Consider the following 25,752-nt stretch of genomic DNA (forward strand, 5'->3'; position numbering starts at 1 on the left):
CTTCTTTCAATAATTTACAAATTATATCGGCTGATATTCCTTTATCTTACATTGAAAATGAAGGAAAAAATGAAAAATAGTTCAAAACTCACCGATTTAGACAGGTCTTTTTTATTATTTCTTATACAGAAAAACAGCGCTTCATAAGCGCTGTTTTTTGCTCTTATTCAATTTTAAATTTCTTTGTCAGATCACGGAGCTCTTCTGCCATCTGCGCCAGGGTCGTGGCTGATGAACTGATTTCTTCCATAGAAGCAAGCTGCTCCTCGGCCGATGCAGCAATGTCTTGAATGCTTGCCGAGCTTTCTCTTGAAACATCGGCAATTCCGCTCACCGATGCCGATACATGCTCTGAACGGCCTGACAGCTGTTCTACGGTTGTATTCATCGTCTGCAATTTGTCTGCAATCTCATTTGTCATGCTGAAAATACTTTGGAAGCTTTCCTTTGTATTGTCTGTGACAACTAGCCCTGATTGCACTTCTTGATTAACGGCTTTAAACATGTGAAGAGAAGTTTCGATTTCTGCAACGATTTCCTGGATCAGATTCTCGATTTCTTTAGATGAATCTGCAGATTGAACGGCCAGCTTACGCACTTCCTCCGCTACAACAGAGAAGCCTCGTCCAGATTCCCCGGCCCGCGCTGCTTCAATGGCTGCATTTAATGCCAGCAGGTTTGTTTGATCAGCAATCCCATTGATGACTCGTAAAATACTCGTGATATCTTTTGATTTTTCTTCTAACCCTTTCACCACTGCTTCAGCCTGCTGAACCGACTCATTAATTGAATTCATCTGCCCGACTGTCTGCTGGACAAACTTCTCGCCTGTACCCGCGATTTCCGTTGATTGGATAGACGCTTTCGTAATGTCTGATGATGTTTGTGAGACTTGCTGGAGCCCTTCATTCATCATGTTCAGCTGATGAGAGCTGGACTCCACTTTTTCGCTTTGCTCTTCGTTTCCGTTTGAGAACTGCTCAATTGCCATTGTGATATGCTCCGTCGCCTTGCTCGTTTGTCCGGCTGATGCAGTCAGCTGTTCGGATGATGCGGCAACATTATTAACAGAGTCTTGAATAGTGCTGATAAGCGAACGCAAGGATTGTCCCATTTCGTTGAAGCTTTCGCCAAGCTCGCCCAGTTCATCTTTCGAACGGATTTCGATGGTTTCTGTCAGATCCCCGCTGCTGATCATTTTTGATGATTGAACCAGACGTTTTAACGGTTTTGTGATCGAACCAACGATAAACAGGATTAACATCCCGCCTATAAGTATTGAAGCAATCAGCACGATCATGCCTGTTGTCAGGACAGATTTTGAGGATTCCTTGATTTCACTCATATACATGGTGCCGGCAATTTTCCAGCCAGTCAGTTGATTTGTCGTATATGTCATCTTTTTATCTTCATGATTCAGGGTATACTGCAGCTCGCCGCTGTCCTTGTCATACATTTTGGCAACCCAGTCGCCAGACAGCTTTTCACCAGCCTTATGGTTTTGATGGGCGACATATGTTTTGTTTTTCGTCGCGATGAAAACATAGCCTTCTTTTCCGACTTTAATTTGTTTCATCTGTTCTAACAGTTTATCAATTGTGATATCCATGGCAACGACGCCTGAACCATCCTTCAATTCCTGAGCAATGGTAATGACCATGCTTCCGTCGCTGGCTGCCACATAAGGATCGGTCACTACGATTTCACCGCCGGCTTTCATTGCATCCTGGTACCAAGAGCGTTTTCTCGGATCGTAGCCATCCGGCAATTTTTCTTTCGGTGCCTGTACATATGTTCCGTTTTCTGCCCCTCCGTAAATTCTGGCTACATCTTGGTTAATGGAAACATATTGCGAAAACTTGGCCTTAAGCTCTTCTTGTTTGGATTTTCCTTTAAATGCGGAGCTTTTCAGTGATTCGCTGAAAAAGCTGATGCCTTTCGCTTTTGCTCCTAAATCATTTGTAACTGTTGTATTAAATGAATCGACACTATTTTTCGCATTTCCCATGATTTCCTGATCCAGTTTTCCGCTTGCTGAGCGGTAAGAACTGAATTCCAATATAAGAATCGGAATGATTAAAATCACAACAAATGAAATCATTAGTTTTCTAGAAATTGACGGTTTTGTCAGCCAATTGATAAAAGTCTTCATATCCAGCTTCTCCTTCAGGTTGATACACTATATATCGGCTGCTTTAAAAAGTTTTTAAAATCAAAAACAAGAAATTTCCTTTTCAGCTTTTTTCTCTGTCTTTTTAGCTTTCATTGCCCAAGCCTTGTGCATAGTTTATAAAAAACAAGGGGGGCTTCAGATGATTATTGTATCCGGACAATGGCTCCGTCCCCAAGACATTGAAAACTGGCAAATTGACAAGAACTTGAATCCGCTGCTAAAAGAAATGATTGAAACACCCGTTCAGTTTGATTATCATTCGATCGCTGAACTGATGTTTGAGCTTCATTTGCGCATGAATATCGTTGAATCGGCAAAAGCGCTGCATAAAAGCGGGGCGAAGTTCGCCACCTTTGTAAAAACATACGGGAATACAGCGTATTGGCGGGTTTCACCGGAAGGGGCTCTGGAGCTTAAGTATAAAATGCCGCCTTCAAAGGCGATTCGGGATATTGCAGAAAACGGCCCGTTTTACGCGTTTGAATGCGCGACGGCAATCGTTGTGATTTATTACTTAGCATTGCTTAAAACCATCGGAGAAGAAAAATTCGACGCAGCCTTTGACAGAATTATTTTATATGACTGGCATTATGAGAAATTGCCGATATATACGGAAACGGGACATCACTTTTTCCTTGGAGACTGTTTGTATTTTAAAAATCCTGAATTTGATCCGCAGAAAGCGCAGTGGAGAGGCGAAAATGTGATTTTATTAGAAAAGGACAAATATTTTGCTCACGGCCTGGGAATTTTAAACGCTCAGCAAATTATTGATAAGCTGAATTCTTTCAGACGAAAAGGAGCCGTACAGTCAGCTTATCTCCTTTCACAAGCGACCAGGCTTGATATTCCGTCACTCTATCCCATCACCCGCTAAAAACCCCACCGTCTATTTTGGGGACGATGGGGTTTCAAATGCTTTTCGTTTTCGATAGAAAGGAGCTGTGCCGACATACTGGTTCGCAGCCCATTCCATTTTTTCAAGGTCATTTCTCGTCACGATGGGATCTTGGCTGCTCCACTTGATAAACCGGACAAAATAATACCCTTTGATGGGAGCCATTGTAACTTTTGAATGAGGCCAGTCTTCAAATACAAACTCAATTTTCCCTTTCTTTTTATAAGAATATTGAAGAATGTTCATCGTCTGTCACCTCTGTTAGTTACGTTACGATTGGCAAAGCTCAGCTATCAGCGTTTTCACGTCAGAGGGCCCATTGAGCAATCCGACTGATTGCCCCGCCCACAGAGACATGTGACCAGAATCTTTGGCTGCGGCGGCATGTTTTCTCATTGGTTTTGTTAACGTGTTTTGCAATGGATAAGGAAGTGTATTTGCCTCTTCAGCTTGTTGCTCTTTCATCCATTGGTTGACTATACCCCTTGCAGACTTCCCCGAAAACAATGCGGTAAGGCGCGTGTCTGTTCCATGCGCTTCTTTTAATTCCTGTCTGTACGTTTCAGAGGCTTCGCTTTCCTCACACATAAGAAATGGAGTCCCGACCTGTACACCTTGCGCTCCGAGACAGTGAGCCGCTTGGACGCCGCGGCGGTCTGCAATTCCGCCTGCCGCAATCACGGGTACCGAAACAGCGTCTGCAGCTTGGGGAACCAGTGACATTAAGCCAATAGAAGACTCTCCGCTGACCGGCAGAAAAGAACCGCGGTGGCCGCCTGCTTCACTGCCTTGCAGCACGATGATATCCATTCCGCGCTCTTCCAGCAGGACGGCTTCTTGCGGCGAAGTAGCCGTTCCGATAAGACAGCAGCCATTTTTCTTTAATAAATGAATGCTTTCATCAGGCGGAATGCCGAACGTAAATGAACAGGCTCTTACATTGTATGTAAGAATCAGATTTATTTTTTGATGAAAATCCTCCCACTCTTCCTCCTCTAAAGGAAAAGCAGCCGCCTGTTCCGCAAACGGAATGTTCTGTTTCCATGTGTGAACCGTTTTATCGTCCGGTGTCTTCCTTTTTTCCGGCACAAACACATTTACCTGAAAAGCGCTGCTTGTCAACTCCTGCATCTCGATGATTTGTTTTTCAAGCGTAGCTGGACTGAGATATCCGGAAGCGAGACTTCCGAGCGCGCCTTCATTCGACACAGCGGCTGCCAGTCGGGGTGTGACCAGGCCGCCTGCCATCGGCGCCTGAATGACAGGCTTTGATAATGATAATGCTTTCATCCATTGAGTCATAGAAGCACCTCCTGTTATTCCATGATTTTGATATGGCAAGTTCGATGACGCGGACCATCAAATTCGCAGAAATAAATACCTTGCCACGTCCCGAGAATGAGACGCCCGTTTTCAATGATGACATGCTGTGAAGCGCCTACCGTGCTGGACTTCATATGTGCAGCTGTATTGCCTTCCATATGGCGGTCCAGCTCATGGTCCCATGGATACATCTCATTAAATCTTCGGAGCATATCTCTTTTCACATCGGGATCGGCATTTTCATTAATTGTAATGCCCGCCGTCGTATGCGGACAGTAAATCAGCGCTGCCCCGCTTGCCACTCCTGTTTCTTGAAGAAACGCTTCGACCTCGTGAGTGATTTCAACCATTTCATCTCTTTTGTTTGTTTTGATTTGCAGAGTTTTCAGCATTTGTTTCTCCTTCCAATTCCCCTTCTCTTTGCATATTCGTTCTGTGTTCTTTTTTTCCTGTTAAACCAGGCTCATAAACCTGAAGAAAACAAAAACTCCAGCTTGTTTCTGGAGTTTTATTGCCATAGATATACTCTGGCTTCATAAGGTTTTAACAGCAGTGATGTCGTATGCTTGTGCGGTTCTGTTTCCATATTCGACAATAGGAGTTTGTCAGAAGATAACGGCAATGCGGGATATCTGCAGAACGCCGGCGCACCCGTCAGATTTGCCACAATGAGCGCAGTTTGGCTCTCATTTTTGCGAAGGTATGCAAAGATTTGCTGATCTTCCGGCAGAATCAGCTCGTATTGGCCATAAATAAATACATCATATGTTTGGCGGAGTTTGATCAAGCTTTTATAAAAGTGATAGACAGATGTGTTATCGTTTATTTGCGCCTCGGCGTTCAGCCATGTGTAATTGTCATTAACCCCAATCCATGGCTTGGCATCGGAAAACCCAGCGTGAGGAGATGCATTCCATTGCATTGGTGTTCGAGAATTGTCTCTTCCCTTTTTCCAGACAATCTTCATCACTTCCTCGTGAGAAGCGCCTTTTGCGGTCTCTATGTCATACAGCCGCTTCATCGCGACATCATCATAATCCTCAATCGAAGGAAACGCCACATTGGTCATGCCGATTTCCTGTCCCTGATAAATAAACGGCGTGCCTTTCATCAGAAAATAAACAGCGGCGAGTGCTTTTGCACTTTCCTTTAAGGAATTCCCGTCGTTTCCCCATACAGAAACAGAACGGGGCTGATCATGGTTTTCCATAAACAAAGCGTTCCAGCCGATTCCTTCCAAACTGTTCTGCCACTCTGTTAAAATCCGTTTGAAAGCAGCGATATCGATGCTTTCATTTATCTCTATATCCCACAGACCGAGATGTTCAAATTGAAAAATCATACTGAAAATGCCGGATTCCTCCCCCGCCCACTCAGCCGCCTCCTTTGCCGCGACACCGTTTGCCTCTCCGACCGTCATGATCGGGTAGCGGGAAAATGTGTTTTCCTTCAGCTCTGTTAAAAAATCCAATATGCCCTCAGCATTCATATGATAAGGAAAAGAAGGAACATAGGACAGCCCTTTCGGATTCGGCAGATCAGGCAGCCCTTCTTTTTTCTTAATATGAGAAATGGCATCCACCCGAAATCCGTCTATGCCTTTATCGAGCCACCAATTGACCATGTCATAAACGGCGTTTCTTACCTCTTGATTTTCCCAGTTCAGGTCTGGCTGCTTTTTATCAAAAAGGTGGAGATAATACTGGCTTGTCTGCTGATCATACTGCCAAGCCGATCCTCCGAAAATGCTTTCCCAATTGTTTGGCTCTTTTCCGTCTTTCCCGTCCTTCCAAATATACCAGTCGCGTTTTTGGGATTGTAAAGATGCACGTGATTCAATGAACCATGGATGTTCATCACTTGTATGATTCACGACAAGATCCATAATGAGCTTCATGCCAAGCTCATGAATATCATGAAGCAGCTGATCGAAATCTGCCATTGTGCCGAAATCGCTCAATATGTTTTTGTAATCTCTTATATCATAGCCGTTATCCGCATTGGGTGAGTCGTACAAAGGACAAATCCAAATCACATCGGCACCAAGTTCTTTTATGTACGGAAGCTTGGACCTGATTCCTTGAATATCCCCGATTCCATCGCTGTTTGAATCCTTGAAGCTGCGGGGATAAATTTGGTAGACCACCGCTTCCTTCCACCAAGCCTTTTTCATACAGCCACTCCTTCCTGCGTGTGCGGTTTTTATATCTTATGTAGAAAAAGGCCTTTGAAGCATTCATTTTTTCAGAAAAAAAGCCTCTTGCCGATGACAAGAGACTGATCAATTTTTCAGAAGCCTTTGGTCCTGATTTTCTTTGAGCTCAAAAAACAGCCGCGATCCAGCCCGGCTGTTTTTGATTAAAACTCTGTTTTTTTGATTTCGACAAATCGAATGTGATGGTCTTCAGCGTCGAGGATTTTAAACTCGCAGCCCTCCGCCTGTATCATATCTCCTGCTTCCAGCTCCATTTTTTGCGTCAGAAGCCAGCCTGCAATCGTATCAATTTCTTCATTCTCAATGGCAATGTCGAGCAGGTCGTTCACTTCATCTATTAGCGCTTTGCCATCCATCACATAATGGTGCTCGCCTTTTTTCAAAATATGCGGCGTTTCATCCTGATCATATTCATCACGGATTTCCCCGACAATTTCTTCGATAATATCCTCGACAGTGACAAGCCCCGCCGTTCCCCCGTATTCGTCTACGAGAATCGCCATATGAATCCGTTCCTTCTGCATGCGGATTAAAAGCTGCTGGACAGGAATGCTTTCAATGACCCTGATGACAGGTCTCATAATTTGCTTCAGCTTAATCGGCTGGCCGAGAAAATATGCTTTAAACATATCTTTGCTGTTGATAATCCCTAAAATATGATCCTTATCTTCTTTGATGACAGGATACCGTGTATACCGTTCGTTAATGATGAGATGAATCGCTTCTTCAAGCGACTGCTCCAGAGAGATGACAGCGATTTCTGTTCGCGGAATCATAATTTCTCTCGCCACGCGGTTGTCGAATTCAAAAATCTTATTCACATAGCGAAATTCGGACTGGTTGATTTCTCCCTTTTCATAGCTTTCTGACAGGATCAGCCTCAGTTCCTCCTCGCTTATGACAACCTCATGCTCCTTGACTGAATGAAAACCAAACAATTTCACAAGAAAGCTTGCAGAGCCATTCAATGCTTTGATAAACGGATATGTGATTTTATAAAACCAGATCAGCGGCTTTGCAATCCATAAACTGACAGCTTCAGCCTTTTGAATGGAAACCGTTTTCGGAGCAAGCTCACCCATTACCACATGCAAAAAAGTGACGATGATAAATGCAATTACAAATGTGACAATGTGGTTAAACGGTTCCGGTATGCCTGCCGCTGTAAATAAGGGATGAAGAATGCGTTCAAATGTCGGTTCACCAAGCCATCCAAGGCCGAGGGCTGTAATTGTAATCCCGAGCTGGCAGGCTGATAAATACTCGTCAAGATTGGAGATGATTTTATGTGCGGCAAGCGCCCGGCTGTCTCCGCTTTCGATGAGCTGATTGATTTTTGAACCTCTGATTTTGACGATTGCAAATTCGGCTGCAACGAAAACAGCCGTAATGCCAATCAAAACAAAAATGGCGATCAATTGTAATATAAGCAAAAAAAGCCCTTACCATAAATGGTAAGGGGCCACCTCCTTAACGTTAATTCTCATTACGACCGTTTAAGAAGATCATCACAAAGCGAAGAAGTTCAAACAGGGAAACCAGGGCGGCGGCCACATACGTTAAGGCGGCGGCGCTCAGCACTTTATTTACCCCATTCTCTTCATTGTTCCGGATGAATCCTTCTGACACAATAATTTGCTTCGCGCGTGAACTTGCATTGAATTCGACAGGCAGTGTGATCAGCTGGAAAAAGACAGCGGCTGAAAACAGAATGATGCCAAGCCCGATCAAATTCAGGCTGCCGAGAAGCATGCCTCCTAAGAAAAGCAAAGGAGCTACACCGGATGCAAAATTCACGACTGGGAAAATTTTATGTCTCAGCACAAGCGCACCATATGACTCCTGATGCTGCAAGGCATGTCCGACTTCATGGGAAGCTACGGAGATGGCGGAAATTGAGCGGCCATAATAGACCGGCTCAGATAAACGCACCACCCGTCTTGTCGGGTCGTAATGGTCTGTTAAAGCGCCTCTTACCGGTTCGACCGGCACGTCGTAAAGACCGTTTATATCTAGAATCCGTCTTGCCGTTTCTGCCCCTGTTCGACCGCTTGAGGCTTCCACTTTTGAATATTTTTCAAAGTTGCTCTTTACTTTAAATTGTGCCCAAAACGACAATCCCAATGCGGCTATTGTTAAAAATATAAACAGCATGTTTCATCATCCTTTTTTAAAGATCGTATGTTTCTTTATTACGATTATTTTAATGAGTTTTCTTTCTCGTGTACAGAAAAGCGCTTCTTCTTCCGTCTAGGCGCACACATTCCGATAAGCAAAAGGAACAAGCCGGCCGAAAACAAATAAAAAGAAAAGCCTCCAATCAGCTCTTTCAAAAAATGATGCCATGAGAAGCTATCGGAGAAGTGATTATACGAATTCAAGTCGAAAATAAACAAAATCACTGCGGATGCCGCAAGCTGGGTACCGATCAAAACCACGACGGTTCTTTGAATGATCGTCATCTGTTCCATCCTTTTTTCGCCTATTTGTTTTAGTTTATGGAGAAATCCGGTTTTATATGTTTTGTTCATTTTTTGAAAAACAATGCCGGAAGTGGGACATACTGTTATAAAAAGAGCACGGGTGTGATGAACATGAAAGTGACGAGCGAGGAAAAGGAACAGCTGAGTACAGCGATTGACCGAATGAATGAAGGGCTGGACGTATTTATCCAGTTTTATAATGAATCCGAAATCGACGAACCGCTCATTCAGTTTGAAGACGATACAGCTGATCTCATGAAGCAGGCCCGCGACCTGTACGGTCAGGAAAAGCTAAATGAGAAGCTGAATACGATTATTAAACAGATTTTATCTATTTCATTATCTGAAGAAGGGGAAAAAGAATGAAGTCAAACCGGATCTTTATTTCTTGGCTGAGATGGCCTTTATTTATCCGAATCGGGCTGATCATTCTTTTTCTGATTCTTTTGTTCGGACAAATCATTTATTTACTTGAGCCCGAGCAGTTTACTTCCGTCTTCGAAGGTATTTGGTGGGCCGTGGTTACCATCTCAACAGTGGGCTACGGAGACTATGTGCCGCACACGCCGCTTGGTCAAGCAGCCGGAATGCTGCTGATATTCATCGGCGCAAGCTTTGTCACTGCTTACTTTGCCACCTTATCCGCTGCCGCTTTCAGTAAACAGCACCGCTACATAGAGGGAAAGGTCGCTTACAAAGGACGGGGCCATGTGATTATTATCGGCTGGAATGAAAAATCAAATCGCCTTTTGAGAGAGCTTCAGCTGGCGGCGCCCTCCAAGACAGTCGTTCTGATTGATGAATCGTTAAAAGAAGGGCCGCTCATTGAAAATGTCCATTTCATACGCGGACACGCCGCTGATGATGAAACGCTGAAACGAGCCAATATTACTGAGGCGGACACAGTTATGGTCACTGCCGACCAATATAAAAGTGAAGCGGAAGCGGATATGCTGTCGGTGCTGATTCTGTTATCAGTCAAAGGATTGAATCCGCTGGCATACTGTATTGTCGAAATTCTGACAGACCGCTTTGTCACCAATGCAGAACGGGCGGGCGCTAATAAAATTATCGGGACGTCTCAGCTCTTAAGCCGCGTGATGCTGGAACATTACCGGGTCAAATTGCAGCTGTCTAAACCGCAAAGCTTAATCGAGCTGACACTCGATAAAAAAGTGAGGCTGATTTCGGTTCCTTCTGAACTGCATGGTGCCGCTTATAAAACATGCGTCCTCTATTTTCTTGATCACAACACCACTATTATCGGCATACAAAAAGAGGAAGGGCCTATGATTACCCCTCCTCTTTCATATAAAGTGCTTGAAACGGATCAATTCCTTGCGCTTTAACCCAACAAAACATCCTCCAGCTCTTTGACAAGGGAGGCGCCGATATCCAAATACGCCGGATCAATCTCTGCGTCCCGTCTCTCGGGCTCAGAAAATTGATTAAACAGCGATTGAAACGGCCCTCCTTCAGCATGATCATCAAGGCCTGCCTGGAACACCTGCCTCAGCATAAACGGAGTTCCGATACGGACAGCTGCCCCGCGTTCATCCAGACTGCCTTGTATGGCATTGACGGGAATTCTTAAAAACAAATATCCGTCTCTATCATCAATTTTATAATCAAAATAGCCGTGGTCGTACTCCCAGCCGCCGTTTATCACATAACCGAGCGGCTTCATGACTTGTTCCAGCTCTTGAAGCAAGAAAGGTTGTCCATCTATCGCGGAAGGTATCGTAATCATCAAACTGCCCCTTTTTTCGTTTATCCTGTCCCGCAGAACAAGACTTCATTCAGAGGCTGATTACATGGAAACCGTTTTTTCCTTTGCACGGCCAACCGAAAAGAAAGCGCATTCAATTAAGAAGTAAACAGTCATCGCTGCAGCAATCCCCGCTGCAGATTCCCATGAAACATAGACAACAGCTGTATAGAGTCCTAACTTTGTTAAAAGGGTGTGAGATCTGTTCAATTTCAGAAAATGGTGCACCGCATCGGTAAAAATGGCAAGCGGCAGCCCGATCAGAAGAAAGGTGTGGATAAAAAAGTGTGAGAGTGTGCCGCCAAGGTTGGAAGAAAACTCTGTATTCACGGCATCAAAGGATATGAGAATAACTAAAACAGCTGCAGAAAAACCCGCAATGATGAGATGTTTGACCACTTGTTTCATGAACATCAGCACCTTTCTGATTTTATAAAAAGCCGACCGGCAAATGCCAGTCAGCTTTCGTACATTAATCTTCGAGACGTTTTTCAAGCTCAGCTTTTTTCTCTTCAAAGCCAGGTTTGCCAAGCAATGCAAACATATTGACTTTATATGCTTCTACTCCAGGCTGGTCAAAAGGATTGACGCCGAGGAGATAACCGCTCATCGCGCAGGCTTTTTCAAAGAAATAAACAAGATATCCAAAAGTATATGCATTCAGCTCAGGAATGTTGACGATTAGGTTCGGAACATTTCCGTCTGTATGAGCCAGCATTGTACCTTGGAATGCTTTTTTGTTAACGAAGTCTACAGTTTTTCCGGCTAAATAGTTTAAGCCGTCAAGATCGTTATCGGCTTCTTCGATTGTCAGCTCGTGTTTAGGTTTTTCGACATTCAGCACCGTTTCGAACAAGTCTCTGCGGCCTTCCTGTACGTACTGTCCTAATGAGTGAAGGTCTGTTGAATAGTTGGCAGAAGAAGGATAAATGCCCTTCTCGTCTTTGCCTTCACTTTCGCCGAACAGCTGCTTCCACCACTCCGCAAAATATTGAAGCGCCGGCTCATAGTTGATAAGCATTTCAATCGTTTTACCTTTATTGTAAAGCACATTGCGAACGACCGCATACTGGTATGCAGGGTTATCTTCCAATTCTGATGTGGCAAAATCCTTGCTCGCATCAAACGCGCCTTTCATCATGTCGTCAATGTTGACGCCGCTGACAGCAATCGGCAGGAGACCAACGGCTGTTAAGACAGAATAACGGCCGCCGACATCATCAGGAATGACAAATGATTCGAAGCCTTCTTCGTTAGAAAGTGTTTTTAACGCGCCGCGCTCTTTATCAGTTGTCGCGTAAATCCGCGCTTTCGCTTCTTCCTTGCCGTATTTCTCTTCAAGAAGCTTGCGGAAAATACGGAAAGCGATTGCAGGTTCAGTTGTTGTACCTGATTTAGAGATGACGTTAATGGAGAAGTCAACATCTTCGAGAAGATCCATGACATCTCTCATATAAGACGAACTGATGTTGTTTCCGATGAAAATGACTTGCGGATTGCCTCGTTTTGCTTTTGGCAGTGTATTGTAAAACGCGTGATTAAGCGCTTCAATCGCTGCCCGCGCGCCGAGGTAAGAACCTCCGATACCGACAACAAGCAATACATCAGAGTCAGATTTGATTTTTTCCGCGCTTTTTTTAATGCGCGCAAATTCTTCTTTATCATAATGTTCAGGGAGGTCCACCCAGCCTAGAAAATCGCTGCCCGCGCCTGTTTTTTCATGAATATTATGGTGTGCTGTTTTTACAAAGTCGCGTAAATATGTAAGTTCATGTTCGTTGAAGAAAGTCAACGCTTTTGAGTAGTCAAAGCGTACATGCGTCATTGCTTGTCCCTCCATAACGGTATAATGTTTTCATCTTTCACTTTATATGAACTTATCTGTGAAATCAAGTCAAGAAGAAAGGACGGAATGACTGCATTCCGTCCTTAGAAATCAGAGTGACGCGCGAAGGATGGCAAGCACGTCATCTTTGTTCAGTTTTTGGAAGTTGCCGAAGCCGCCATGCTCCATTTCTTTGGCTGCGATATCAGCAATCAGTTCCAGTTTTTCCTCTCCGATATCATAGTCGGATAAACGGGAAGGCGCACCCAGACTTGTCCAGAACGCAGACAGCTTGTCGATTCCTTCAAGCACGATTTCTTTATCCGTTTTGCCTTCTGTATCAATGTCAAACATATTGAGCATAAGGTTTTTAAAGCGGACGACATTTGTATCAAGCGTGTATCTCATCCAGTTCGGGAACAGGATCGCGAGTCCGCCGGCATGCGGAATATCGTAAACAGCTGATACGGCATGCTCCATAGTGTGAGAAGCCCAGTCGCCGAAGTAGCCCATTTGAAGCGTGCCATTCAGAGCGATTGTGCCTGCATATAAAATCGTTTCACGATGTTTGTAATTTTCCAGATCCTCCAATAGTTTTGGAGCTGTTTCGATTACCGTCTGCAGAACGGCAAAGCACATTCTGTCTTGCAGCGGTGTGTTTTCGACATTATGGAAGTATTGTTCAAACACGTGGCTCATCATGTCAACCATACCGTAAACCGTTTGATTTTCAGGCACTGTAAACGTATTTTCAGGGTCTAAAATCGAGAACCGCGGATGAGTTACATTGCTTCCCCATACAAATTTCTCGTTTGTTTCCCAGTTTGTAATCACAGAGTCAGGGTTCATTTCAGAACCTGTAGCAGCAAGGGTTAGAACGGTACCGAACGGCAGTGCATCTTCGGCTGTTACTTTCTTGCTGAAAATGTCCCAAGCGTCTCCGTCGTATTTTACTCCCGCAGCGATCGCTTTTGTGCAGTCAATGACACTTCCGCCGCCCACAGCAAGCAGAAAATCAATATCATGCTGTCTGCATAGGTCAATGCCTTTTTCCACAGTTGCAAGACGCGGGTTCGGCTCTACCCCCGACAGTTCATAGACAGCGGCGCCTTCTTCTTTTAATATGCCTGTTACCTGGTCATAAAGGCCATTACGTTTAATGCTTCCGCCTCCGTAGACAAGCAGAACATTTTTACCGTATTGCTTTAATTCTTTTCTTAATTGTTCAAGCTGGCCTTTTCCGAAGATCAGCTTCGTCGGGTTATAATAAGTGAAATTTTCCATTGTAAAACCTCCAAATATTGCTGTATCAAAAAACAGATTAACAATTGTAACATAAGTCCAAAGAAAAAGGGAAGCAGCCGGATCGGCTATTTCCCCCTTTTGTTATAGAGATGCTTTTAAAATAGCGAGTACATCTTCTTTGTTAAGTGATTTAAACTGGCCGAACGTACCGTTGGCCATTGCCTTGTCGGCAATTGTGCCGAGCTGTTCGTCATTTATATCGTAGTCAGCCAGACGGTTTGGAGCGCCTAGGCTTGTCCAGAAAGCAGACAGCTTGTCGATGCCTTCCAGCGCGATTTCCTCATCTGATTTTCCAGATTCTTCTACATCAAACACACGCACCGCAAGCTGCTTCATGCGGCCCGGGTTTTCTGATAATGTATGTCTCATCCAGTTCGGGAAGAGAATCGCAAGTCCGCCGGCATGCGGAATGTCGTAAACGGCTGAAACGGCATGCTCGATATTATGAGTGGCCCAATCCCCTCTTGCGCCCATTGACAGCATCCCGTTTAAAGCGATTGTCCCTGTGTAAAGTATCGTTTCACGCAGTTCGTAATTTTCAAGATCATTGATCAGCTTAGGCGCTGTTTCGATGACTGTGCGTAAAAGAGATTCACACATGCGATCCTGGTAAGGTGTGTTTGATACATGGTGGAAGTATTGCTCAAACACGTGACTCATCATATCAACCATTCCGTAGATCGTGTGGTTTTTAGGAACAGTAAATGTGTTCACTGGGTCCAAAATAGAGAATTTAGGGAACACGAGCGGGCTTCCCCAGCCATATTTCTCTTTTGTTTCCCAGTTTGTAATAACTGAACCTGCGTTCATTTCAGAGCCAGTTGCGGCGAGAGTCAAAACAGTTCCGAACGGTAAAGCTTCCTTCGGCTGGTGTTTTTTCGTTACGATATCCCACGCGTCACCATCATACTTTGCCCCCGCAGCAATCGCCTTTGTACAGTCGATGACACTTCCGCCGCCGACAGCCAATAAGAAATCAATGTTGTTTTCTTTGCAGATCGCAACACCTTTATTAACAGTCGACACACGCGGGTTCGGCTCTACGCCTGCTAATTCATGCACCGTGACACCGGCTTTATTCAGCTGTTCCATCACTTGATCATAAAGGCCGCTGCGTTTAATGCTTCCGCCTCCGTAGACTAACAATACATTTTTTCCGTAAGGTTTCAGTTCCTCCGGGAGTTTTTCAACTTCTCCGCGGCCGAAAATTAATTTCGTCGGATTCCAATATGTAAAGTTTTGCATGACATCTCCTCCTTAGATTTTCATTATGCAGAATGCCTGCGCTCCATGTAAAGCAATCAGCTCTTTCCGTTTTCAGCGTATCGGGCAGTTTTCATTTGCAAGATGCTGGGAAAGAAACAGATACAAGCTGAGTTTGGGCCGTTTCGTCCGGCTACTCTCAATATGGAGAATGCATGTATAGATTCTCCATTTTGTCACAATCTATAACTGTTTTAATAATTCATGGAGGAGGTTGCAAAACATGAGTACAATTCAGAGAATTTGCCTTGTATTAACAATCATTGGCGCTATTAACTGGGGACTGATCGGATTTTTCCAATTTGATTTAGTAGCGGCCATCTTCGGCGGCCAAGGGTCAGCTCTTTCCCGTATTATTTACGGTCTTGTCGGAATCGCCGGCTTAATCAACCTCGGTCTGCTGTTTAAACCAAACGAGGAAAGATCACGTGAAGAGGCAGCAAATCCTGAAATGCGATAGGATAAAAAAAAGCACCGAACATTCCTGGGGACTGACCCCATAAGATGAGACAAATAAAAAACACCTTCAAGTTTGAAAACGGATAGTTGTTATCCTTAAATAAGACTTGGAGGTGTTTTTTGTATGGGAACAAGAGTGAGTTATCCGATTGAAGTCAAACAGAAGGCTGTAGAAATGAGATTGGCAGGCGTACCTATGAAAGAGATCATGCAGGAATTGAATATCAAGAATAAGACGCAGGTTCAGACATGGGTTAGATGGCATAAGGCTGGGGATACACATCGATTTGAACAGCCTGTTGGTAAGCAATACACTTACGGAAAAGGTCCGGAGTATTCTTCCGAATTAGAGAAACTGCAGGCAGAGAACCGTTATCTGAGACAACAGAATGAAGTTCTAAAAAAGTACAACGAATTGGAAAGGAAGTTGATAGCCAAACGTCAGTCGAACTTGTAGAAGTATTGCACAGCACAATGACCGTACAGAATATCTGTGTTCATTTAGGTATTTCACGAGCATCTTATTATCGTTGGAAGAAGAACCTGATGAAAGATCATCCCAAGTGCCATTTGGAAAAACAAATCGGCACGTTGTGCCGAGAGCACAAGTATCGATATGGATATCGAAAAATTACAGCTATATTAAAAAAGGGAATGCGTATTAACCATAAAACGGTTCAGCGTATCATGCAGAAAAATCAGTGGCAGTGCCGGGTTAAGGTGAAAAAGCGCAAGAAGAATGGGCAGCCATATGCCGTGGTTGATAATATATTAGATCGGAACTTTCAGTCCGATCATCCTCTTGAAAAACTAGTAACGGATATCACATATTTGCCTTATGGACAGAAACAATTGTACCTTTCCAGTATATTGGATGTATACAATGGAGAAGTAATTGCTTTCACGATTGGAGATAAGCAGGACACAGACTTTGTCTTAAACACACTTGATCAGCTGCCAACACTGCCTCAGAACTGCGTGTTACATAGTGACCAAGGATCTGTGTATACATCTTATGAGTATCAGAAAGCTGTTAAAACAAAAGGCATTACCATGAGCATGTCCCGCAAAGGGACGCCCGCTGATAATGCCTCCATCGAATCGTTTCATTCCTCACTAAAGTCTGAAACGTTCTATCTTAACAGCATTAATCGAACCACGACCGCCATCGTAGAACGCACTGTCAAAGAATACATTTATTATTATAACAACATTCGTATTCAAACGAAACTAAACAGCCAATCACCGATAAGCTATCGGCAATTGGCTGTATAAAAGGTGTTTTGATCCCTGTCTCAAAAACGGGGGTCAGTCCCCTGTCCGGTGCTTTTTTCATGCTTATTTTTTGATAAGGTCTTTACGGTTGGACATTTCAATCCACTCTTCAAGCTTATCTTTTAATGTGTTGAAACCTTGTGGTGCAGAAGCTTCTTCGCTTACTTGCGCAGCTTTAGGTTTTCTTGGTTTGCTTTCTTTTTTCTCAGGCGCAGCTTGTGTCGCACGAATAGAAAGGCTGATTTTTCCTTTTTCTTCATCAACAGCAAGTACTTTTACTTGTACTTCGTCGCCAACTGAAAGGTGCTCGTTGATGTCTTTTACGAAACCGTGAGTCACTTCAGAAATGTGTACTAAACCTTGAGTTTCTTCATCTAATGCAACAAACGCACCATACGCTTGTAATCCTGTAACTTTACCAGTGTAAACACTGCCCACTTCAAATTTTGCTGCCATTCATAACAACTCCTAAGTTAAATTAAATATCTGTTTATACGCAATTTAAAATTATATCATACATGTCTCATTTCCGCAAAGGAAACTTTTTTTAATATGATATCAGGTTTAAGCATATCAAAAAGAGGGCATACTGCAAATACCAAAGGCTTTCTAGTATTCCCCCTTTTATTGGATGCGAACAAAAGGTTCGTATCTTTTTTTATGTTGTTTTGTGTAAGAAGCGCTTCATTCTGACCAATGCTTCTTGCAGCTGTTCAATTGATGTCGCATACGAACAGCGGATATATCCTTCTCCGCTCGGCCCAAACACATTACCGGGAACAACGGCTACTTTTTCCTGCATCAGCAGCTCCTCGGCAAACTGTTCTGAGCTCATCCCAGTGCTTTTGATGGATGGGAAAGCATAGAAAGCACCGCTCGGATGGTGGCAGCTGAGACCGATTTCATTTAGCGTTTCGACAAACAAATTACGCCTTCTTCGGTAGCTCTTTTTCATCTTTTCTACGTCTTCTATTCCGTTTTTTAATCCTTCAAGCGCTGCATATTGCGCCATTGCAGGCGCGCACATCATCGCATACTGGTGGATTTTAAGCATCGCGTTGCGAATTTCTGAAGGCGCCGCGGCAAAACCGAGTCTCCAGCCTGTCATGGCAAACGCCTTTGAAAATCCCGAAATGACAACCGTCCGCTCTTTCATCCCCGGGAATGCTGCTATGCTTGTAAATTCCTCATCGTATGTCAGTTCTGCGTAAATCTCGTCGCTCAGTACGATCAAATCATGTGTTTTGGCAAACTCAGCAATTTCATGTAACTCTTTCTTTGAGTAAACCGAGCCGGTCGGATTCGAAGGCGAACAAATGAGAATGGCCTTTGTTTTTTCGGTCACTGCCGCTTCAAAATCCTCAGCAGTCGCTTTAAAACCTTTATCAGCCGTCGTATGGACATGAACAGGGACGCCGCCTGTCAAAGACACAAGCGATTCATACGCCACAAAACACGGCTCAGGAATAATCACTTCCTCACCGGGATTTACAATGGCGCGGATCGCAATATCCAAAGCCTGACTCGCCCCTACCGTCACAATCAGTTCATCGTCAGGAGAGTATGTAAGACCAAACCGGCTGCTGACATAACGGCTGATTTCCTCCCTCAATGAGTATAAACCTGCATTAGCGGTATATGACGTATACCCTTGTTCAAGGGAAAGAATGCTTGCTTCACGGACATTCCAAGCCGTTACAAAGTCAGGTTCTCCGACTCCTAAAGAAATAACCCCTTCCATCGTTGCCGCCAAATCAAAGAATCTGCGGATGCCGGATGGTTTTATTTGTTGTACATAATCGGATAAATAAGAAGTCATTTACGGTGACACCACGATTCTTTTGTCGTCGTCTCCCGTTTCAAATACTTTGCCGTCATGCTTGTATTTTTTCAGGATAAAATGTGTTGTCGTAGACACAACTGAATCAAGAGTTGACAGTTTATCAGATACGAAACGCGCAACGTCAGACATTGAATTGCCGCGGATCACGACAGACAGGTCGTATACGCCTGACATCAGGTAGACTGATTCTACCTCCTGGAATCGGTAAATCCGCTCCGCCACTTCGTCAAAACCGACTCCGCGCTTCGGAGTGACTTTCACATCAATCATGGCTGTCACGCCTTCATGGCCGTCCACCTTCCGCCAGTCGATCATAGCGGAATAATCGATAATAACCTTTTCTTTTTCCAATTTGTCAATGATCGCTTTTACTTCATTTACAGGGATACCGGCCATCTTTGCGATTGTTTCTAGATCGGCGCGGCTGTTTTCGTCTAAAATTTCTAATATTTCTGTTTCTTTCTCGGTCAATTTCATTCAATTCACACCTTTGCAATGTCAAGAAATCTCATGACATTATATCACGTTTTTTGACGAATGCTAAGAAAAAACGAGGAGAAACTTCCGCTAGAACTGACAATTTCAGGGCATAATACAGGACATCCTATGAAGGGAGTGACGGCAAAATGGAGGCGGTTACACCAATAAGGCGTGTTAAAGTCGGAGGAGTACATGTATATTATGAGCACTATCAAAATCCAGGCAAACAAACAATTGTCTGCGTACACGGTTTTTTATCTTCTGCTTTCAGCTTCAGAAAATTAATCCCCTTGCTTCGGGACCAGTATGACATCATCGCGCTCGATTTGCCTCCTTTCGGCCAATCAGAAAAATCAAGGACATTTATATATACCTATCAAAACCTCGCCATGCTTATCATCGGACTCCTGGAGCACTTGCAAGTCAAACAGGCGGCGCTTGTCGGGCATTCGATGGGAGGACAGATATCGCTGTCGGCTGCTCTATTAAAGCCTGAGCTCTTCTCGAAGATTGTGCTTCTTTGCAGTTCAGGTTATTTAAAACGCTCGCACCCGACGATTATCTTCGGGACTCACCTCCCATATTTTCATCTTTATATCAAACGCTGGCTTTCCAAAGAAGGCGTGATGAAAAACTTATTAAATGTCGTTCACAACAAATCGCTGATAGACGAGGCGATGATTGACGGCTACGGCAAACCTTTTCAAGATGAACAGATTTTCAAAGCAATGACGAGGTTCATCCGGCACAGAGAAGGAGATTTACAGTGTGAGGAATTGAAAAAAATCAACAAACCCGCTTTATTGATTTGGGGCGAGGAGGACAAGGTGGTTCCGTTGAAAATCGGCGAACGCCTGCACCGTGACCTGCCGGATTCCAAACTGTATTCATTGCGGGAAACAGGGCATTTGGTGCCGGAAGAACGCCCTGAATTCGTTTCCGAACGAATTGCAGAGTTTATCACAGAATAAAAAAACCGGTTTGTATACCGGTTTTTTCAAGGCGTGCAAGAGCTGCTGTCTTTAATGAACAGCAGCTGGCCAGCCACATTCCGGCAGCTGTCGATCGGAAGTGTTTGTTCAAAAGAAGCTTCGAAAATATGCTGTATGCTTTTCGCTAACACTTCAGGATCGTCTTCATCATAGACGGCCTGTACGACATCAACAGCCTCCGTTTCATAAAAATCTTCACCATATTTAAACGGGTCCCATTTGGCAATGACATTGATCATTTCCCTGACCGCTTGACTTTCTTCCATTTTCATCACCGCTTATAATAAAATTTGCAGATCTATTTTATCATAGTTACGCTAAGAAAAATAAACATACATAAGAGGTGGAACAGAATGAATTTTGATAAACAAGAACAGCGCCTCGGCACCCAATCCGTCAAATGGGACAAGGCAGGCGAATTATTCGGCGTGACAGACGCACTCCCGATGTGGGTGGCGGATATGGATTTTCGTGCGCCGGAAGCCATAACAGAAGCATTAAAACAGCGTCTGGAACAAGGGATTTTCGGATATACAGCTCCAGATCAGAAAACAAAAGATGCAGTGTGTGCATGGATGCATAACCGGCACAGCTGGAAGGTGAACCCGGAAAGCATTACATTCAGTCCCGGTGTGGTCACAGCTTTAGGCATGGCGGTTCAGGCTTTTACAGAACCAAAGGATCAAGTGATTGTCCAATCCCCTGTTTACACGCCTTTTTACCATATGATTGAGAAAAACGGCCGGCGTATTTTACATAATCCTCTTAAAGAAAAAGACGGAACATATGTAATGGATTTTGAAGATTTGGAGACAAAAATCAGTGATCCGAGCGTCAAAATGTTTATTTTATGCAATCCGCATAACCCTTCAGGGCGTGCCTGGGGCCGGGAAGATTTGCTGAAGCTCGGCGAATTATGCCTTGAACACGGCGTTACAGTCGTTTCAGATGAAATTCATTCCGATTTGATGCTCTACGGAAATACCCATACACCGTTCGCCTCTCTCTCTGACGATTTCGCTGAGATTTCTGTGACTTGCGCAGCACCGAGCAAAACGTTTAACATCGCGGGTTTGCAGGCGTCAGCAATTATTATTCCAGACCGGCTGAAGCGCGCCAAATTTTCAGCAAGCCTGCAGCGAAACGGTTTAGGCGGATTAAACGCGTTTGCCGTGAGCGCAATCGAAGCCGCTTACTCAAATGGCGGGCCGTGGCTTGATGAACTGATATCTTATCTTGAGAAAAATATGGATGAGGCGGCAGCCTTTTTGACCAGCGAGCTCCCGAATGTCAAGATGATGAAGCCTGATGCGTCTTACCTGATCTGGCTCGATTTCCGCGCATACGGCCTGTCTGATGCAGAGCTGCAGCAAAAGATGCTGCACAAAGGGAAAATTATTTTGGAGCCCGGCAAGAAATACGGCCCTGGCGGAGAAGGATTTATGCGTTTGAATGCAGGGTGCCCTCTGGCAACCTTGCAGGACGGACTGCGCCGAATAAAAACAGCGTTGGAGTAAATATTCGTCACAAACGCCTTTACGCATCAATCGTAAAGGCGTTCTTTATAAAGAAATTTTGTATTTTACTTCTAATGATAAGTGTTATAATAGATTCATATTTTATACGAAAGGATTTCACTCGAATGGAAATTCTAAAAGACTATCTCCTGCATATTTGCTTTATTTTGTTTCCCATTCTTCTTTACCAAGTGTTTTGGCTTGGAAAACCGTCAATCCTTGTACCAAAAATCAACAACGGATTGGTCACGTTATTTGCATGCGGCGCCTCCGTTTTATGCATTATCTTCCCTATACAGGAAATGGACTACATCCAATACGGTCTTCAAATCATTCCTGTCATCATTTGTTTATTTTACATAAACACTGCTTCCGGGCTAACAGTCGCCGCATCCGTCTTATGTTTTGAACTGCTGTTTTTTGAGCCTTCCGCCATTTTTGTTTTTACTTTGCTGCCTTTTCATATCATCATCCCAATTTTGCTTCAAAAAAAGTGGCCATTCATGTCCAAAGCGAGAAAACTGCTGCTGTCTTTATTCATCGGTTGCTTGGAGATCTTCTTATTTTTCGCCTCCATCTTGGTTTTTTCCGCCGTGAATATTTTAAATTTTCAAAATTCAGAATCCTTATATTATGAGGCAGCTGTATCGGGTTTGTTCCGCTGCATCGTTCTTCTTTTAAGCATTTATATTATAGAAAGCATCGCAGAAAATATCGCCCTGCGTTCCCAGCTTATTCATTCGGAAAAAATGGAGATTGTGAGTGAACTTGCGGCAAGTGTGGCTCATGAAGTTAGAAATCCGCTGACAGTTGTCCGGGGATTTGTCCAGCTGCTTTTTAATGATGAATCCTTTCAAAACAAATCCAGTGCGGATTATAAAAAGCTTGTGCTGTCAGAGCTTGACCGGGCTCAGGGCATTATTACAAATTATCTTGATATCGCCAAACAGCAATTATATGAAAAAGAGATTTTTGATTTATCTTCTCTTATCAGAGAGACGAGCTCCCTCATGATTTCGTATGCCAATTACAAATCTGTGACAGTAGAGGCGGACGCCGAGCCGGACCTTTTGGTATACGGGGATGCAACAAAGCTGAAGCAGGCTGTGATCAACCTCATGAAAAACAGCATTGAAGCCGTTCCCCCGGGTAAAGGGGTCATCCAAGTTTCAGCCAAAAGAAGCGGCCATATGATCGTAATCAAAATCTCAGATAACGGTGTCGGCATGACGGATCACCAAATGCAGAAGCTGGGTGAACCTTATTACTCTTTAAAAACGAACGGAACGGGACTTGGACTGACTGTGACGTTTTCCATCATTGAACACCATCACGGAACCATTTCGTTCAGCAGCAGCTTTCAAAGAGGAACCATTGTGACGATCAAGCTCCCTGCCGACCTTCCTCACTAGCAAATCAATTGGAACTTTTATAGAATGAATGCGAGGTGATAACAGATGAGTACATTTGAGAAAGGCTCTATCGTAAAAGGGTTTTACAAAACAGGTGTATACATAGGAGAAATAACAGATTGCAGACCGCAGCATTATTTAGTCAAAATCAAGGCGGTTCTTACCCATCCCGCTCAAGGAGACCTTCACAATCCAAAACAGGCAGATGTGCCGTTTTTCCATGAGAGAAGAGCGCTCGCTTTCGGCGAACAGACCAATATCCCTCATCATATGGTGAAGCCCTATGACAGTGAAGTGCCGGATTATAACGAGTCTTTGCGGGAAGCGGTTGCACAGCTGAGAGCCAAACTGACCGGAGATGATTCAGAATGGGCAAAGCGCTCCCTGAATAATCTGGACGTTTTAGAAAAAGAATACTTCACTCGGCCATAACCCAGTCTGACAAAAGATTGGGTTTTTTATGTGGCGCGCCGGAACAGTTCAGATAAATCAATCCTCTCGCCGATTGTCGGCGGTTTTGGTTTTTCAAGATACTGCTTATCCTGCTCGACAAGCTTAAAAAGCTTATAGGCTGTAAGAGCATCGTCAAGCGCCTTATGATGGGTGCCGGTTCCTTTATCTCCGTACTCTTCCGCGGCCTTCCACAAGCCGGTCAGTGTCCGGTCTCCAAAAAAGTTTTTATATTCAAGCGATAAATCTCTCATCTCCCCTTTAAAAGGGAAAGGAATATGGTTAAACATACAATTTTGCTTCAGCACTTTCATATCCATGTTTCCCCATGTGATGATCGTGCAATTTTTTTCAGGATCAAGCTCATTTAATTTACGGATAAAGTCCTCGAACCTCATCCCCTCATCTACCTGGTTTTGCGTAATGTTTAAAAATGATCTGCAGCGTTTCGTCAGCTTGGGGAATTTTTTCGGCCTGATATAACTCGAAAACGTCTCAACTACTTCACCATTAACCGACTTTACAATTCCTGCTTCAATGATTTCCGGAAAAAAATTTTGCGGACTGTATTTTCCTTCGGGCATCGTAAATTCGAAATCAATAATGAGTAAGTTGCCTGCCTCCACTATTTTTACACCTGCCTTTCCTCCGATCAGAAGAATGCTATCTTTATAGTATATCAATTCTCCTTCTCTTCATTTCTTCATTTTCTAAAAATAATGAATTTTCCCAGCCGCATTGTTTCTTTTAAATGGTGCACTGTTTCTTTATAATTAGTAAGGAACCCGAAATAATAAGAAGGTGATGTTATTTCTATCCGCAAGAAAAACTTTGTCATTGTGTGGCTGGCGAATTTCTTTGTATCAGCCAGCACAACGATGATCGTCCCGTTTCTCTCCTTGTATATTGAGACGCTCAGCACCTTTTCCAACAGCTTTGTGCAAAGGTGGAGCGGTTATGTGTTCGGCATTACATTTTTAATGGCTTTTTTGGTATCCCCATTCTGGGGGCGGTTCGGAGACAAACGCGGTTACAAGAAAATCCTTTTGACAACCGGAACCGGCATTGCCGTCAGCATTTTATTAATGGGCTTTGTCACGTCGGTTTATCAATTGTTTTTTCTGCGTATGGCAATGGGACTTGTAACCGGATTTATCCCGACATCCCTTGCAATGATTTCCGCGCAGACGCCTAAAAGCTCAGCCGGCAAAACGCTTGGCACGCTCCAAATGGGGCAAGTGTCCGGAAGCTTGTTCGGCCCGCTTTTGGGAGGCGTTCTTGCTGACCACTTCGGCTTTACGTATACCTTTTTTATCACATCCTTTGTGATTTTCTCAGCCGTTCTTCTCGTGTTATTCGGGGTCAAAGAACAGCCGCTCACAGAGAAGATAAATAAACGTCAGTCTTATACGAGAAAAGAAGTGCTCTCCTATATTTTTCACCAGCCCGCGCTTTGGGTCATGATGCTGTTAACCATGCTGATTCAAACAGGAAATTTCAGTATCCAGCCGTTGCTCGCTTTATATGTAAACGAGCTGCACGGATCTGACAATCTGGCCTTTTTCTCCGGCATGGCATTTTCGGCAACCGGACTCGGCAGTTTGCTTCTGGCAAGAAAATGGGGAGATTTAGGAGACCGCTACGGCCACCGCCGCATCTTAATCGGGCTTTTAATCGCCGCCTCTTTATTTTTTATTCCGCAGGCACTCGCTTCTTCATTCAGTGTGCTGCTTGTTTTCAGGTTTTTATTCGGGATGGCGATGGGCGGCCTTCTGCCATGCATCACAGCGGCAATCCGCGTTCAGGCTCCCGGCTCCATCCAGGGAGAGGTCCTCGGCTACAATGTCAGCTTTCGCTTTTTAGGAAACGTTCTCGGACCTCTTCTCGGCGGTATTATATCGAGTCACTTCAATATCTCTGCAGCCTTTTATGTCACAGCATTTCTCTTTTTCGCAGGTGCCTGCCTGCTTTGGATCATGAAGAAATTCCAAAAAGAATCGTATGCCAAAGCAAGCTGATTCTCAGCAAAAATTGAGGAGTCTTCTAAATTTAACCTTCTCGTAAACTCAAA

29 protein-coding genes are annotated in these 25,752 nt (G+C 44.0%); 10 read left to right on the plus strand and 19 right to left on the minus strand.

Translation table 11 applies throughout. The features are described 5' to 3' along the window. Positions 1–163: 163 nt before the first annotated feature. Positions 164–2,152 carry a methyl-accepting chemotaxis protein gene (locus NSS75_RS16835; protein ID WP_339234019.1) on the minus strand — a complete coding sequence of 663 codons (1,989 nt, stop codon included), beginning with the start codon at positions 2,150–2,152 and terminating at the stop codon, positions 164–166. Positions 2,153–2,312: 160 nt separating this feature from the next. On the opposite strand from NSS75_RS16835, the gene NSS75_RS16840 reads away from it, so the two are divergent. Beyond that, positions 2,313–3,050 carry a protein-glutamine gamma-glutamyltransferase gene (locus tag NSS75_RS16840; protein WP_024122637.1) on the plus strand — a complete coding sequence of 246 codons (738 nt, stop codon included), beginning with the start codon at positions 2,313–2,315 and terminating at the stop codon, positions 3,048–3,050. A 12-nt stretch (positions 3,051–3,062) separates the two neighbouring features. Here the strand turns inward: NSS75_RS16840 and NSS75_RS16845 are convergent, their stop codons facing one another. The 7 genes from NSS75_RS16845 to NSS75_RS16875 form a co-directional block, all read right to left on the minus strand. Then, positions 3,063–3,317, minus strand: coding sequence for a hypothetical protein (locus NSS75_RS16845; RefSeq protein WP_024122638.1), 255 nt, complete (start codon positions 3,315–3,317; stop codon positions 3,063–3,065). 24 nt (positions 3,318–3,341) lie between these two features. Beyond that, positions 3,342–4,373: a nitronate monooxygenase gene (locus NSS75_RS16850; protein ID WP_339234024.1), complete on the minus strand. Its 1,032-nt coding sequence runs from the start codon at positions 4,371–4,373 to the stop codon at positions 3,342–3,344. Positions 4,374–4,387: 14 nt separating this feature from the next. After that, complete coding sequence (locus NSS75_RS16855; protein ID WP_339234027.1) at positions 4,388–4,786, minus strand: secondary thiamine-phosphate synthase enzyme YjbQ; 399 nt, start codon at positions 4,784–4,786, stop codon at positions 4,388–4,390. A 116-nt stretch (positions 4,787–4,902) separates the two neighbouring features. Next, on the minus strand, positions 4,903–6,567 hold the full coding sequence (locus NSS75_RS16860; RefSeq protein WP_339234030.1) for an alpha-glucosidase: 1,665 nt from the start codon (positions 6,565–6,567) through the stop codon (positions 4,903–4,905). A gap of 185 nt (positions 6,568–6,752) precedes the next feature. After that, positions 6,753–8,042, minus strand: coding sequence for a hemolysin family protein (locus NSS75_RS16865; protein WP_339234033.1), 1,290 nt, complete (start codon positions 8,040–8,042; stop codon positions 6,753–6,755). A 43-nt stretch (positions 8,043–8,085) separates the two neighbouring features. After that, positions 8,086–8,763, minus strand: coding sequence for a zinc metallopeptidase (locus NSS75_RS16870; protein WP_024122643.1), 678 nt, complete (start codon positions 8,761–8,763; stop codon positions 8,086–8,088). A gap of 44 nt (positions 8,764–8,807) precedes the next feature. Beyond that, positions 8,808–9,071: a hypothetical protein gene (locus NSS75_RS16875; RefSeq protein WP_059335356.1), complete on the minus strand. Its 264-nt coding sequence runs from the start codon at positions 9,069–9,071 to the stop codon at positions 8,808–8,810. 132 nt (positions 9,072–9,203) lie between these two features. On the opposite strand from NSS75_RS16875, the gene NSS75_RS16880 reads away from it, so the two are divergent. Together NSS75_RS16880 and NSS75_RS16885 are read left to right on the plus strand one after the other, a co-directional pair. Continuing rightward, entirely contained in the window at positions 9,204–9,458 is a 255-nt protein-coding gene (locus NSS75_RS16880) for a protein mistic (protein ID WP_185848684.1), read from the plus strand. Next, positions 9,455–10,441 carry a potassium channel family protein gene (locus NSS75_RS16885; RefSeq protein WP_024122646.1) on the plus strand — a complete coding sequence of 329 codons (987 nt, stop codon included), beginning with the start codon at positions 9,455–9,457 and terminating at the stop codon, positions 10,439–10,441. The genes NSS75_RS16880 and NSS75_RS16885 overlap by 4 nt, the downstream gene beginning before the upstream one ends. Here NSS75_RS16885 and NSS75_RS16890 read toward each other — a convergent pair. The 5 genes from NSS75_RS16890 to NSS75_RS16910 all read right to left on the minus strand — a co-directional run bounded on the left by NSS75_RS16890 (position 10,438) and on the right by NSS75_RS16910 (position 15,235). Continuing rightward, positions 10,438–10,842, minus strand: coding sequence for a YugN-like family protein (locus tag NSS75_RS16890; protein ID WP_024122647.1), 405 nt, complete (start codon positions 10,840–10,842; stop codon positions 10,438–10,440). The genes NSS75_RS16885 and NSS75_RS16890 overlap by 4 nt on opposite strands. A 60-nt stretch (positions 10,843–10,902) precedes the next feature. Further along, positions 10,903–11,274: a hypothetical protein gene (locus NSS75_RS16895; RefSeq protein ID WP_049809957.1), complete on the minus strand. Its 372-nt coding sequence runs from the start codon at positions 11,272–11,274 to the stop codon at positions 10,903–10,905. Positions 11,275–11,332: 58 nt separating this feature from the next. Next, positions 11,333–12,685, minus strand: coding sequence for a glucose-6-phosphate isomerase (locus tag NSS75_RS16900; protein ID WP_024122649.1), 1,353 nt, complete (start codon positions 12,683–12,685; stop codon positions 11,333–11,335). A gap of 111 nt (positions 12,686–12,796) precedes the next feature. Then, entirely contained in the window at positions 12,797–13,969 is a 1,173-nt protein-coding gene (locus NSS75_RS16905; protein ID WP_213417874.1) for an iron-containing alcohol dehydrogenase, read from the minus strand. Between the two features lie 102 nt (positions 13,970–14,071). Then, positions 14,072–15,235: an iron-containing alcohol dehydrogenase gene (locus NSS75_RS16910; RefSeq protein WP_216393819.1), complete on the minus strand. Its 1,164-nt coding sequence runs from the start codon at positions 15,233–15,235 to the stop codon at positions 14,072–14,074. A gap of 241 nt (positions 15,236–15,476) precedes the next feature. Between NSS75_RS16910 and NSS75_RS16915 the strand changes: the two genes are divergently transcribed. Then, positions 15,477–15,713, plus strand: a complete 237-nt coding sequence (locus NSS75_RS16915; protein ID WP_003220771.1) for a DUF378 domain-containing protein — start codon at positions 15,477–15,479, stop codon at positions 15,711–15,713. A 123-nt stretch (positions 15,714–15,836) separates the two neighbouring features. After that, positions 15,837–16,987, plus strand: a protein-coding gene (locus NSS75_RS16920) for an IS3 family transposase (protein WP_339233173.1) whose coding sequence is annotated in 2 segments (ribosomal slippage) — positions 15,837–16,110 and positions 16,110–16,987 — 1,152 coding nt in all. Because the reading frame shifts where the segments join, the coding sequence is not laid out codon by codon here. Positions 16,988–17,050: 63 nt separating this feature from the next. Here NSS75_RS16920 and yugI read toward each other — a convergent pair. The 3 genes from yugI to NSS75_RS16935 all read right to left on the minus strand — a co-directional run bounded on the left by yugI (position 17,051) and on the right by NSS75_RS16935 (position 19,307). Continuing rightward, on the minus strand, positions 17,051–17,443 hold the full coding sequence (gene yugI / locus NSS75_RS16925; protein ID WP_019259312.1) for a S1 domain-containing post-transcriptional regulator GSP13: 393 nt from the start codon (positions 17,441–17,443) through the stop codon (positions 17,051–17,053). A 202-nt stretch (positions 17,444–17,645) separates the two neighbouring features. Beyond that, positions 17,646–18,806, minus strand: a complete 1,161-nt coding sequence (locus NSS75_RS16930; RefSeq protein ID WP_024122652.1) for an aminotransferase — start codon at positions 18,804–18,806, stop codon at positions 17,646–17,648. Continuing rightward, positions 18,807–19,307: an Lrp/AsnC family transcriptional regulator gene (locus NSS75_RS16935; protein ID WP_024122653.1), complete on the minus strand. Its 501-nt coding sequence runs from the start codon at positions 19,305–19,307 to the stop codon at positions 18,807–18,809. It abuts the gene before it with no gap. Positions 19,308–19,456: 149 nt separating this feature from the next. Between NSS75_RS16935 and NSS75_RS16940 the strand changes: the two genes are divergently transcribed. Then, positions 19,457–20,281 carry an alpha/beta hydrolase gene (locus tag NSS75_RS16940; protein WP_095713965.1) on the plus strand — a complete coding sequence of 275 codons (825 nt, stop codon included), beginning with the start codon at positions 19,457–19,459 and terminating at the stop codon, positions 20,279–20,281. 26 nt (positions 20,282–20,307) lie between these two features. On the opposite strand, the gene NSS75_RS16945 is transcribed toward NSS75_RS16940, so the two are convergent. Continuing rightward, the gene (locus tag NSS75_RS16945; RefSeq protein WP_024122655.1) at positions 20,308–20,568 is read right to left on the minus strand and encodes a YugE family protein; all 261 of its coding nucleotides are present in this window, start codon (positions 20,566–20,568) and stop codon (positions 20,308–20,310) included. An 87-nt stretch (positions 20,569–20,655) separates the two neighbouring features. On the opposite strand from NSS75_RS16945, the gene NSS75_RS16950 reads away from it, so the two are divergent. From NSS75_RS16950 to NSS75_RS16960, 3 genes are all read left to right on the plus strand, one after another. Next, positions 20,656–21,819 carry a MalY/PatB family protein gene (locus tag NSS75_RS16950; RefSeq protein WP_213417877.1) on the plus strand — a complete coding sequence of 388 codons (1,164 nt, stop codon included), beginning with the start codon at positions 20,656–20,658 and terminating at the stop codon, positions 21,817–21,819. 125 nt (positions 21,820–21,944) lie between these two features. Continuing rightward, the gene (locus NSS75_RS16955; protein ID WP_024122657.1) at positions 21,945–23,231 is read left to right on the plus strand and encodes a HAMP domain-containing sensor histidine kinase; all 1,287 of its coding nucleotides are present in this window, start codon (positions 21,945–21,947) and stop codon (positions 23,229–23,231) included. 45 nt (positions 23,232–23,276) lie between these two features. Then, entirely contained in the window at positions 23,277–23,663 is a 387-nt protein-coding gene (locus NSS75_RS16960) for a kinase-associated lipoprotein B (protein ID WP_059334744.1), read from the plus strand. A 26-nt stretch (positions 23,664–23,689) separates the two neighbouring features. On the opposite strand, the gene kapD is transcribed toward NSS75_RS16960, so the two are convergent. Beyond that, positions 23,690–24,307 carry a 3'-5' exonuclease KapD gene (gene kapD, locus NSS75_RS16965; protein WP_024122659.1) on the minus strand — a complete coding sequence of 206 codons (618 nt, stop codon included), beginning with the start codon at positions 24,305–24,307 and terminating at the stop codon, positions 23,690–23,692. A gap of 77 nt (positions 24,308–24,384) precedes the next feature. Continuing rightward, positions 24,385–24,588: a hypothetical protein gene (locus NSS75_RS16970; RefSeq protein WP_339237667.1), complete on the minus strand. Its 204-nt coding sequence runs from the start codon at positions 24,586–24,588 to the stop codon at positions 24,385–24,387. Between NSS75_RS16970 and NSS75_RS16975 the strand changes: the two genes are divergently transcribed. Continuing rightward, a complete protein-coding gene (locus tag NSS75_RS16975) occupies positions 24,521–25,699 on the plus strand; it encodes a multidrug efflux MFS transporter (RefSeq protein WP_106019471.1) in 1,179 nt (392 codons plus the stop codon). The genes NSS75_RS16970 and NSS75_RS16975 overlap by 68 nt on opposite strands. The last annotated feature ends 53 nt before the right edge of the window (positions 25,700–25,752 follow it).

The sequence above is a fragment of the Bacillus sp. FSL K6-1012 genome, assembly GCF_037964915.1.
GTDB lineage: Bacteria > Bacillota > Bacilli > Bacillales > Bacillaceae > Bacillus > Bacillus halotolerans.